The organism is Vibrio sp. 378 (assembly GCF_033339435.1).
Genome location: NZ_JAWOUO010001072.1, coordinates 1 through 538 on the forward strand (window position 1 = coordinate 1; position 538 = coordinate 538).

The 538-nt window shown below is 39.0% G+C and carries 1 pseudogene; it reads left to right on the forward strand.

Features of this window, described 5'->3' with window-relative positions:
- Positions 1-427: 427 nt before the first annotated feature.
- Positions 428-538 (forward strand): annotated as a pseudogene (locus R7Q48_RS30425) (C4-dicarboxylate ABC transporter substrate-binding protein); the annotation flags it as partial.

Genomic DNA, 538 nt, shown 5'->3' on the forward strand with positions numbered 1-538 from the left:
GCATTGCTCAGTAAGTGAACGCTAATTTATGGTGGTGCTCGACTTGATATGAAGTAGATACGTTTTTAGACCTATTTCGCTAAGAGCTGTTGCGTTGGGACACTTCGCGACAGAGTTGAATGCTTGTTTGTTATCGGCAAAAACTTGCTCATGGTTAAAAAGGGCAAATCTTTTGTATCGATCACAATTCATTAACGTTTTGCGAGGTTGTACCGCTTAGTCTCATTCTATCGTCGGCAATATCTTGCTTATTGGTTTACGGGCAAATGAGCGAGTTTTTGCTCATTTTGGGCTGGGAGATTATATTTATTAAATAAAAACAATGAGTTGAAAATTGGCATTTAAGTTGCTCTTAGCGTTTTGTTGTTAATAAAGATTTAACATGATGTAAATCCATAATCGTGAAACGACTACACGGAGAGTAATAATGAAAATGAATAAGCTCGTAAAAGCACTGGCTATTGCTGTGACATCTTTTGGTATCGCGACAAATGCAGCGGCCGAAGAGCGCAGTTACATCCTTGCAACCGCTTCTACT